The organism is Staphylococcus caeli, from assembly GCF_900097965.1.
In the GTDB taxonomy this organism is placed as follows: domain Bacteria; phylum Bacillota; class Bacilli; order Staphylococcales; family Staphylococcaceae; genus Staphylococcus; species Staphylococcus caeli.
Genome location: NZ_FMPG01000019.1, coordinates 18,991 through 29,610 on the forward strand (window position 1 = coordinate 18,991; position 10,620 = coordinate 29,610).

General features: G+C 35.2%; 13 protein-coding genes. All 13 read right to left on the reverse strand.

The window, feature by feature from the left end; all coding sequences use genetic code 11:
* Positions 1-9: 9 nt before the first annotated feature.
* Positions 10-360, reverse strand: coding sequence for an ATP synthase subunit I (locus BJS11_RS12395; RefSeq protein ID WP_069996406.1), 351 nt, complete (start codon positions 358-360; stop codon positions 10-12).
* Between the two features lie 157 nt (positions 361-517).
* Entirely contained in the window at positions 518-1,648 is a 1,131-nt protein-coding gene (gene wecB / locus BJS11_RS12400) for a non-hydrolyzing UDP-N-acetylglucosamine 2-epimerase (protein ID WP_069996405.1), read from the reverse strand.
* A gap of 22 nt (positions 1,649-1,670) precedes the next feature.
* Positions 1,671-2,300: a uracil phosphoribosyltransferase gene (gene upp / locus BJS11_RS12405; RefSeq protein ID WP_069996404.1), complete on the reverse strand. Its 630-nt coding sequence runs from the start codon at positions 2,298-2,300 to the stop codon at positions 1,671-1,673.
* A gap of 18 nt (positions 2,301-2,318) precedes the next feature.
* On the reverse strand, positions 2,319-3,557 hold the full coding sequence (gene glyA, locus BJS11_RS12410) for a serine hydroxymethyltransferase (protein WP_069996403.1): 1,239 nt from the start codon (positions 3,555-3,557) through the stop codon (positions 2,319-2,321).
* Between the two features lie 22 nt (positions 3,558-3,579).
* Positions 3,580-4,104, reverse strand: coding sequence for a TIGR01440 family protein (locus tag BJS11_RS12415; RefSeq protein WP_069996402.1), 525 nt, complete (start codon positions 4,102-4,104; stop codon positions 3,580-3,582).
* A 145-nt stretch (positions 4,105-4,249) separates the two neighbouring features.
* Positions 4,250-4,672, reverse strand: a complete 423-nt coding sequence (locus BJS11_RS12420; protein WP_069996401.1) for a low molecular weight protein arginine phosphatase — start codon at positions 4,670-4,672, stop codon at positions 4,250-4,252.
* Positions 4,669-5,712, reverse strand: a complete 1,044-nt coding sequence (locus BJS11_RS12425) for an L-threonylcarbamoyladenylate synthase (protein WP_069996400.1) — start codon at positions 5,710-5,712, stop codon at positions 4,669-4,671. Before BJS11_RS12425 ends, BJS11_RS12420 begins: the two co-directional genes overlap by 4 nt.
* Positions 5,713-5,806: 94 nt before the next feature.
* Positions 5,807-6,643, reverse strand: coding sequence for a peptide chain release factor N(5)-glutamine methyltransferase (gene prmC / locus BJS11_RS12430; RefSeq protein ID WP_069996399.1), 837 nt, complete (start codon positions 6,641-6,643; stop codon positions 5,807-5,809).
* Positions 6,630-7,706 carry a peptide chain release factor 1 gene (gene prfA, locus BJS11_RS12435; RefSeq protein WP_069996398.1) on the reverse strand — a complete coding sequence of 359 codons (1,077 nt, stop codon included), beginning with the start codon at positions 7,704-7,706 and terminating at the stop codon, positions 6,630-6,632. The genes prmC and prfA overlap by 14 nt, the downstream gene beginning before the upstream one ends.
* Positions 7,706-8,305: a thymidine kinase gene (locus BJS11_RS12440; protein WP_069996397.1), complete on the reverse strand. Its 600-nt coding sequence runs from the start codon at positions 8,303-8,305 to the stop codon at positions 7,706-7,708. The genes prfA and BJS11_RS12440 overlap by 1 nt, the downstream gene beginning before the upstream one ends.
* A 103-nt stretch (positions 8,306-8,408) precedes the next feature.
* Positions 8,409-8,531, reverse strand: a complete 123-nt coding sequence (locus tag BJS11_RS14040) for a hypothetical protein (RefSeq protein WP_258953797.1) — start codon at positions 8,529-8,531, stop codon at positions 8,409-8,411.
* A gap of 62 nt (positions 8,532-8,593) precedes the next feature.
* The gene (locus BJS11_RS12445; RefSeq protein ID WP_069996396.1) at positions 8,594-8,854 is read right to left on the reverse strand and encodes a type B 50S ribosomal protein L31; all 261 of its coding nucleotides are present in this window, start codon (positions 8,852-8,854) and stop codon (positions 8,594-8,596) included.
* Between the two features lie 145 nt (positions 8,855-8,999).
* Positions 9,000-10,316, reverse strand: a complete 1,317-nt coding sequence (rho, locus tag BJS11_RS12450) for a transcription termination factor Rho (RefSeq protein ID WP_069996395.1) — start codon at positions 10,314-10,316, stop codon at positions 9,000-9,002.
* Positions 10,317-10,620: the final 304 nt, after the last annotated feature.

Consider the following 10,620-nt stretch of genomic DNA (forward strand, 5'->3'; position numbering starts at 1 on the left):
TAATTTATTTTAATTCTTGCTTAAAAACGGTCTGAAAATAATTAAGACATACGAAATCATCAAACCAATGGCCACACCAAAAATATTTATTTCACCCTTATATAGAAACCAAATACAACAAGCAAGTATCGCTACCAAATATCTCCATATATTACCCGTTGAAATATGTATATTGTCATGCGCTTTAGCTTTTGATAAATAATATTCAAAAGTAAAAGTATTGATTAGCGATCCTATTGTTCCTACAATAAGGCCTAAAATAAATGGTGAGCATGTGAAAATAAACACAATTAACAGTACAAAAATACCACCGCAATAATACTTAATGTAACTGTTAAAAATGATGTTGAAACGTTCCATGACTGTGCCTCACTTTATCTTATACCTTCAATTATGAAAACCATTTCAATCATACAGTTTTAATAATAATATAGGGTAGTTAACGTGTCAATTCTATACAAAATGTAGTTTAATTTTTTACATAAATGTCACAAAATTGACACATAATTCCCCACTATTATTTAAATGCTTCAGGTTTACTGCTTATTAATTGAAAATAATATTTGATATGCTCACAAATCCTCACTGAAGCATGACCGTCACCATACGGGTTACGTGAGTGACTCATTGTTTCATATAACTTACGTGAATCGAGTAATTGCTGCGTAGCATGAACAATATCACTTTCATTAGTACCAACCACTTTAAGTGTGCCTGCTTCAACACCTTCAGGCCTTTCTGTCGCATCTCTTAATACGAGAACCGGCTTTCCTAGTGAAGGTGCTTCTTCCTGAACACCACCTGAATCGGTAAGTATCAAATAGGATTGATGTGCAAAATTATGAAAATCTACAACTTCTAACGGCTCAATCAATTCAATACGTGGGTGTTGCGATAAGTATTCATCTGCAATTTCTCTGACTTTTGGATTCTTATGCACTGGATAAACAATAACGACATCTTCATTTGTTTCGACGATTTGTTTAATGGCTTTGAAAATACGTGTCATTGGTTCACCAATATTCTCGCGTCTATGTGCAGTTAATAAGATAATGCGTTTATCCTTATGACGCTCAATAATGTCGGAATGATACTGTTCATGTATCGTTGTTTTCATAGCATCAATCGCAGTATTCCCAGTAACTACGACAGTCGCTTCCGGCTTGTTTTCAGCGATAAGATTGCGCGCTGCATTGTTGGTTGGTGCAAAGTTTAAATCCGCCATGACACCTACCATTTGACGGTTCATTTCTTCTGGAAAAGGCGCGTGTTTATCCCATGTTCGTAAACCAGCTTCAACATGTCCGATTGGAATTTGATTATATAATGCGGCCAAACCACCTGCAAAAGTTGATGTTGTATCTCCATGAACAAGAATCATATCTGGTTGTTCTTTCTTGATCACATCATCCAGTCGTATCAATATACGCGCTGTAATTTCTGATAATGTTTGCCCTTGTTGCATCACGTTCAAATCATAGTCTGGAACAATATGAAAACTTTTCAATACAGAGTCTAACATTTCTCGATGTTGAGCTGTAACGACGACAATTGGTTCTAGTGCTGAGTCATGCTTTAATGCTTGCACAAGCGGCGCCATTTTCACAGCTTCAGGTCTCGTGCCGAATACAGTCATTATTTTTTTCATTGTACTACACTCCTAGGCAATACTATTTTGTACCGAATAAACGGTCTCCCGCGTCACCTAAGCCTGGTGTAATATATGCATGATCATCAAGCTTCTCATCTAATGCTGCGATAAAAATATCAACATCTGCATGAGCTTCTTGTAATTTTTCCACACCTTCTGGTGCTGCAATTAAACACATAAAGCGAATATGCTTAGCACCACGTTTTTTCAATGAAGTAATGGCTTCAATTGCTGACGCACCTGTTGCTAACATCGGATCAACAACAACAATTTCTCTTTCTTCAATGTCCTGTGGTAATTTAACAAAATATTCTACTGCTTCAAGTGTTTCTGGGTCTCTGTATAAGCCTACATGACCAATTCTTGCTGCAGGTACTAACGTTAAGATACCTTGTGTCATGCCCAAGCCCGCTCTTAAAATTGGTACAAAAGCTAATTTTTTACCTGTAAGTCTTTTAGCTATCATCTTAGTTACAGGCGTCTCAATTTCAACATCTTGTAACTCTAAATCTCTTGTCACTTCGTATGCCATTAACATACCTACTTCATCAACAAGCTCTCTAAATTCTTTAGTGCCTGTATTCACGTCACGAATGTAACTTAATTTATGTTGAATAAGTGGATGATCAAAAACATGTACTTTACCCATTAATAATTTCCTCCATTTTTAGTTATACAAAGGATGTTTTGCAGTTAAATTTTTAACTCGTTCTTTTCCTTCTTCTAATGCTTTTTTATTTTCCGGATCTTTCAATACTAAGCTGATAATTTTGGCAACTTCTTCAAATGCCGCTTCATCAAAACCACGTGTAGTTGCTGCTGGCGTACCTAAACGTATACCACTTGTTACAAATGGTTTTTCTTGATCAAACGGAATTGTATTTTTATTACATGTAATACCAATAGCATCTAATGTTTCTTCAGCTACTTTACCAGTAATACCTACTGAACCTTTAACATCTACTGATACTAGATGGTTATCGGTACCGCCAGAAACTACTCTAAACCCTTCTTCAGTCAATGTTTTAGCAAGTGTTTGCGCATTGTGAATCACTTGTTGTTGGTACACTTTAAAGTCATCTTGTAGTGCTTCACCAAATGCGACAGCTTTAGCAGCAATCACATGCTCTAATGGTCCACCTTGTATACCAGGGAATATTTTCTTATCAATTTGTTTTTTGTATGCTTCTTTACATAAAATCATACCACCACGAGGTCCGCGTAAAGTTTTATGTGTCGTTGTCGTAACAAAGTCTGCATATTCAACAGGATTTGGGTGTAAACCAACTGCAACTAAACCAGCGATATGCGCCATATCTACCATTAATTTTGCACCAACTTCATCTGCAATTTCTCTGAAACGTTTGAAGTCAATTGTTCTAGAATAAGCAGATGCACCTGCAACAATTAATTTTGGTTTATGCTCTTTCGCAACTTTCAAAACTTCATCGTAATCAATTTGTTCATTTTCTTTATCTACACCATATTCAACAAAGTTATAAAATTGACCACTAAAGTTCACTGGCGCACCATGTGTTAAATGACCACCATGACTTAAATTCATACCTAATACAGTATCACCGTGTTCTAATGCTACGAGATAAACAGCCATGTTTGCTTGAGAACCGGAGTGTGGTTGAACGTTAACGTGCTCAGCACCAAATAACTTTTTCGCACGTTCAATTGCTAATGTTTCTGACACATCCACATATTCACAACCACCATAATATCTTCTATTTGGATAACCTTCAGCATATTTATTTGTTAATACTGATCCTTGTGCTTCCATCACCGCTTCTGAAACAAAGTTTTCTGAAGCAATTAATTCAATATTGTTATTTTGACGGTTAAACTCATTTTGAATCACTTCATATATTTCTTTATCTTGCTTTTGAATAAATGACATTGGTAATTCCCTCGTTTCTGTATTAGTTATATTTTGCTCTTTCGCCACCAATTTTTTTAGGTCTCGAAGATGCAATTGTGACAATTGCTTCACCAATTTGCTTAACGCTTGTACGTTCAGGTATTGCAACGTGCTTAATATGCATGCCGATAAGTGTTTGTCCTATATCAATACCTTTTGGAACTGATATGTATTCTACAACAATTGGCTCTCGCATATGTTGATATGCATATGTTGCTAAACTGCCACCTGCATGAACATCTGGAACAACTGTAACTTCTTCCATTGTTAAAGGATTGAATTGCGCTTTTTCAATTGTCACAGCCCTATTGATATGTTCACAACCTTGAAAGGCAAATGAAACACCTGTTTCGTCTTCAATTGCTTTTAAAGCTTCATATATTTCTTGAGCTACCTCCATGGATCCTACACTACCAATACGTTCACCAATAACCTCTGAAGTTGAACAACCGATAATGCATAGTTCCTGTTCTTTGAAAAAATCCTTTGCTTTCAATTCATTTAATAACAAATCTAATTCTTCCATTTGTCCACCCCTTTAACTCAATTGACATAAACAAACTCGACATAATTGTTGCTTTAAAACGTACAAAATTGACTGATAGCAAATTTGCTACACGTTATTATTATAACTTATTTATGGTATGTCTCATACTAATTTCCTTAATTTATTACTTTAATATTTTATTTTTTAAACTATCAATCAGTAAATTTAATTCATTAAATATTTTAAGATAGTCCTCTTTGCTCCCACCATAAGGATCAGAAACTTCACCAATTTGTTCTACATATTCATTTAACGTGTAGACATTGGATGGGTAATCATATTGTTGTTGAATTGCCATTTTATGCGATTGACCCATTGTCAAAATAAGATCTGCTTCTAAATCTAGTTCTGTAAAAGTTGTCGCACTATGTGGTACAGGTAATTGGTTTTCAATTAATATAGATTTCGAGTGCGTTGAAATAGGTTGGCCGTTCAATGCATATAGTCCTCGAGAAGCAAAAACATGTTCTGGTAATTTTGTTTGAGCAATACTTTCAGCCATTGGACTTCTACAAGTATTACCAGTACAAACAAATATTATTCTCATAGTTCCTCTCCTTTTACTATCACTTGATCTGCTGCTTTCATCATTCTGTTCATAATCGCTGTAGACTCATCATTGATAGGAAAACCTAAAATATATGCTTGTTCAATATGATTATCTTGATCAAGTTGATGCAATATTTGATATAAATTGTGATTCGCGCCTCTGATATCATTTTCATCTTTACACAAAGTGATAAAAGTAGCTGACTCAGGAACTAGTTTTCGCATACTTCGTGGTAGGATAAATGCTGTTTTATCCCAATTTTTATTTGAACTAGGTTGATGTTCTAATGAATCAATAATTTTAACAGGTGTATCTGGTGCATAATGTTTATATTTCATACCTGGAGCAATAGGTTTATCAATGTCTAGCGCCCCTTGTGTAGTAATACAATTCGGAAGGATTGCTTCTATCATTAACTGCGTAATCGATCCAGGCCTTGCAATTCTAAATGGGAATTGCGTACAGTCTAATACCGTGCTTTCAAGTCCTACTTCACTTTGATCTCCATTAACAATGCCGTCAACTCGACCATCTAAATCATGATAGACATGTTCAAATGTCGTCGGAGAAGGTCTCCCGCTTAAATTAGCACTTGGTGCAGCAATCGGCAAATCGACGAACTGTAAGATACGGCGACCAATTGGGTGACTCGGCATTCGGACTGCAATAGAATCTAAACCACCACTCACACTTCGGCATAAATAGCCTTTCTTTAATGGTACGATAAACGAAATAGGACCTGGCCAAAATGCTTTCATAAGTTTTTTTATTTCGTCAGTTATCCCACTAGAAAAAGCGTCTATCTGATCCAATGTATGTATATGGACAATTAAAGGATTATCAGATGGCCTTCCTTTGGCTTCATATACTTTATGAATAGCTTGTTCATTTCGCGCATCAGCACCTAAACCATAGACTGTTTCTGTTGGGAGCGCGATAAGTCCGCCATTTTCAAAAATATCTTTCATTTCATTGAGTGCATCTAGTTCTTCAGATGACTGCTCCATTTGACGTAAATCCCATATTTTCGTATTCATTTGACACGTCCTTTCATACTTGCTTTCTATTTTAAAACAAAATAAAAAGATATGCACGCACATGAATACCTCATGTACGACACATATCTTTGAGTTACCAAACGAATGAAATAATACGATCATTCTGGTTAATATCTTTTACAATTTCAACATCTAAATTAGGAAATTTTGTTAAAATTTTGCGCTTTAAAGTCTCGCCTTGATTAAAACCAATTTCGAATACTACTTTCGCTTGTGGCAATAACACATATGGCAATTGATCTAATATTGTGTCATAAACACGATAACCTTTATCTTGTGCAAACAATGCCGTATGAGGCTCATATTTCAACACATGCTCATCCATCAATACTGCTTCACTATCATCAATATAAGGTGGATTAGATATCAGTCCATTCACCTTGATTCCACGTTCGATAAGTGGCGCTAAAGCATCACCTTGTAAAAAGGATATATCAACTTGATGTGTTTTAGCATTTTCTTGTGCTACTAAAAGTGGCGCTTCATATAAATCAGTAGCATATACCTCTAATGAAGCATCTAGCTTTTTAAGTGTGATGGGAATATTCCCACTACCTGTACCAATATCCACAATTGTATCGCCAGCATCTAGTTGATTATAAAAATGCAACATCACTTCTTCTGTTTCAGGTCTTGGAATCAGACAATGTTCATTCACTTTAAACGACTCACCGTAAAACGATTGTTTACCCACAATATATTGAATGGGTTCGTTATTCAGCATTCTTTTCATGGCTGCTTCATATGTGGTTACATGCACTTCTGACATTGTGTCTTGCATTTGCATCAATAAATCTGCTTTAGACCATTCGAATAAATCAAGCATCAACCATTCTGCTCGCGTTACTTCGATATTGTGAAGCTTACACTGCTCTTTTGCATGATTAAGTAACGTTTTATAGTTCACCATTGTTAAGTTCTTTCAATTTGTCTGTTTGTTCCGCTAACGTTAATGCATCGATAATTTCGTCTAACTTACCTTCCATAATTTGGTCTAACTTTTGTAAAGTTAATCCTATACGATGATCTGTCACACGACTTTGAGGATAGTTATATGTTCTAATACGTTCTGAACGATCACCCGTACCGACCGCAGATTTACGTTGTGCTGCATATTTTTGTTGTTCTTCTTGTAATTTCATATCAAATAAACGTGCTTTTAGGACTTTCAACGCTTTCTCTCGGTTTTGAATTTGTGATTTTTCAGATGATGTAGCAATCACACCTGTTGGGATATGAGTAATACGCACAGCTGAATCTGTTGTATTGACATGTTGTCCACCTGCACCACTTGAACGATACGTATCAACTTTCAAGTCCTCATTACGCACTTCGATTTCAACATCTTCAACTTCAGGAAGTACCGCTACTGTAGCTGTCGACGTATGAATACGACCGCCCGACTCTGTTTCTGGCACACGTTGTACACGATGCGCGCCATTTTCATATTTTAATTTACTAAAGGCACCATTACCTGATACTGAAAAACTGATTTCTTTATAACCACCATGGTCACTTTCCGTCACTTCAACAATATCAGTCTTATAATTTAATGCTTCAGCATATTTTGAATACATTCTATATAAATCCCCTGCGAAAATTGCCGCCTCATCACCGCCGGCAGCAGCACGGATTTCAACGATAACATCTTTGTCATCATTTGGATCTTTCGGTATGAGTAAGAATTTTAATTCTTCTTCTAATTTAGGAATTTTGTTTTGAAGTGTTTGATGTTCTTCTTTCAACATCTCAATTTCTTCACTATCTTTTGTATCACTTAACATTTCTTCTATTTCCGAAATATCTTCTTTAGATTGTTTATATTCACGATATACATCTACAGTTTTTTGCAACTCTGCTTGTTCCTTGGAATATTCACGTAAATTATCAGGATTATTGACTACATCAGGATCACTTAATAATTCATTTAATTGTTCATATCTTTCTTCTACAATATCTAATTGGTCAAACACTACAATTCCTCCTTCTCAGAATTACTTGGAGCTACAATGTGATGTGCTCTGCATCTGGGTTCATAGCTTTCATTCGCACCTACTAAAATTACAGGGTCATCTATTTTAGCTGGATTACCATCAATGAGTCTTTGTGTTCGACTTGATGATGCACCACAAACAGCACAAACAGCTTGAAGTTTAGTTACATCTTCACTGACAGCCATAAGTTGTGGCATAGGTTCAAATGGTTCCCCTCTAAAATCCATATCAAGACCAGCAGTAATAACTCTGTGTCCTTTTTCAGCTAACTGCTCAGCAATATCGACAATCGTATGTTCAAAGAATTGAACTTCATCAATACCTATAACATCAACTTCAGATAAATCGTGTTTTAATATTTCAGCTGCCGTTGAAATATTAATTGCTTCTATAGCATTACCATTATGAGAAACAATCTTATCTTTATGATAGCGGTCATCTATAGCCGGCTTAAAAACAACTACTTTTTGTTTAGCATAAAGTCCTCGTCTTAGTCGACGAATAAGTTCTTCAGATTTGCCACTAAACATACTTCCAGTAATACATTCAATCCACCCGGAATGATAAGTTTCATACATCATGCGTTCCACCTTTTTCAAAACATAATCGATTCATTATATCATATTTTTTTCATTATAATGGGATATATTGTTAAGTTATTTGGTTAATTTATGTATCTATTTAATTATAATTATCTTGAATTAGTTTCAACTCAGCACAACCAATTTCATTTTGTATTGTATCAACACTATGTATTAAGAAATTTTCCATATATGGTTCATCATTTGGAATGACATTAGCCACTATAAAACATCCACAAAAATAAAAAAGCATTCTCATCGAATGAGAATGCGATTTGACAACAATTAGTTGTTGTTGTTTGATTTGATTCCGAATTTCTTGTTGAAACGTTCCACACGACCATCCGCAGCAGCGAATTTTTGACGTCCTGTGTAGAATGGATGTGAATCAGATGAAATGTCTAAACGAATAACTGGATATTCGTTACCATCTTCCCATTCCATTGTCTCTGATGATGATTTAGTTGAACCACTTAAAAATTTAAAATCAGTAGTTGTATCTAAAAAGATAACTTTGTGATATTCAGGATGAATATTTTGTCTCATTATTTTCAGCTCCTTTGCCCTGGACCATCTGGAACAGAGTTATTTCTGAGTTTTTTTACCCAATACTTAATAAGTATAATGGCTTTATTTCTAAAACGCAACCCCAAATCGAATATTGGATTATTAACCTCATGATTAATATTACTTAAATAATTGGTTTGCCTGTTTTAGTGCTTTCTTTCGCTGCTTTTTGTAATTGCTCGAAAAATTCTTTATTATTATCAGTACGTTTTAGTTTACGAACAAATCGTTCTGTAAAATCTGTTGAATCAGTAAACATATTTCTCAATTGCCATAACGATTCTAATTCTTTTGCATCAATTAATAACTCTTCTTTACGCGTTGAACTTCGACCTATATCTATGGCTGGGAAGACTCTTCTTTCAGCTAACTTACGGTCTAGATGAAGTTCCATGTTACCTGTACCTTTGAATTCTTCATAAATCATATCGTCCATACGCGATCCAGTATCAACTAGCGCAGTTGCTAAAATTGTCATACTGCCACCTGCTTCAATGTTCCTAGCTGCACCGAAAAATGCTTTCGGCTTGTGTAATGAAGCAGGATCTAAACCACCTGATAGTGTACGTCCACTTGGTGGGATGACAAGGTTATATGCACGCGCAAGCCTAGTAATTGAGTCCATTAAAATAATGACATCTTTCCCAATTTCTACTAAACGTTTTGCACGTTCCAATAATAATTCTGCCACTTTAACATGGTGTTGTGGCGGTTCATCAAATGTAGAATGTACAACTTCTGCCGATTCTACCGATCTTTCAATATCGGTTACCTCTTCCGGTCTTTCACCTACAAGCAATACAAACAATTTCGCATCAGGCTTGTTTGTAGCGATTGCATTTGCTATTTCTTTAAGCAATGATGTTTTACCAGCTTTAGGCGGCGCAACAATAAGTCCACGTTGTCCTAACCCGATAGGCGTAATCAAATCCATAATTCGAGTCGAAAAATTTTGTTTACTTGTTTCTAGTAAAATGCGTTCTTCTGGATATAAAGGCGTTAACGCTTGGAAATGCGGTCGTTTTTTCACTTCTTCGGCATTTTCACCATTTACAAAATCTACTTGTAATAAGCCATAATACTTTTCATTATCTTTAGGCTTTCTAACTTTACCAGTCACTTTATCTCCACGTTTTATTTCAAAACGACGAATTTGACTTGCAGAAATATAAATATCTTTTTCACCTTTAGAATAATTTACAGTTCTTAAAAAACCGTAACCATCTTGTTGGATATCATCAAGAATACCCTCCATATAATAATTACCGTCTTTTTCCATTTGTGCCTCCATGATGGCTAGCACAAGTTCTTTCTTATTTAGCTTACTATAGTTTGTTAATTTTAGTGATTTTGCTTTTTGAGTGAGATCTTTTGTAGTGTAATTTTTGTATAATTCGTGGAACGACTCATACTGAGGTGATGTTCGTACTTTGTCAGGCATTATCTTGCACCCATTTCATAAATAAGTTTTTAAATAACGTAGTCACTACGCTACTTACTTTTATAACTATAGCAAATTTACCAATTAATTACAAAACGTATTTCCCTCTATATAAAACAAGAAGTGTGTATGACAGGTAAGCAAATTATTAAAAAGGCTGTACACTTTTAACGGTTGGTGAGTAAAATCATCAATCGTTTTTTTTATGTTTGAATACAAAAAAAGCACAAATATCTCTATAATTATAAGCGACGAAACCATAATTAAGGAGAGATATCTGTGCCGTATACTTATAATAAAACAA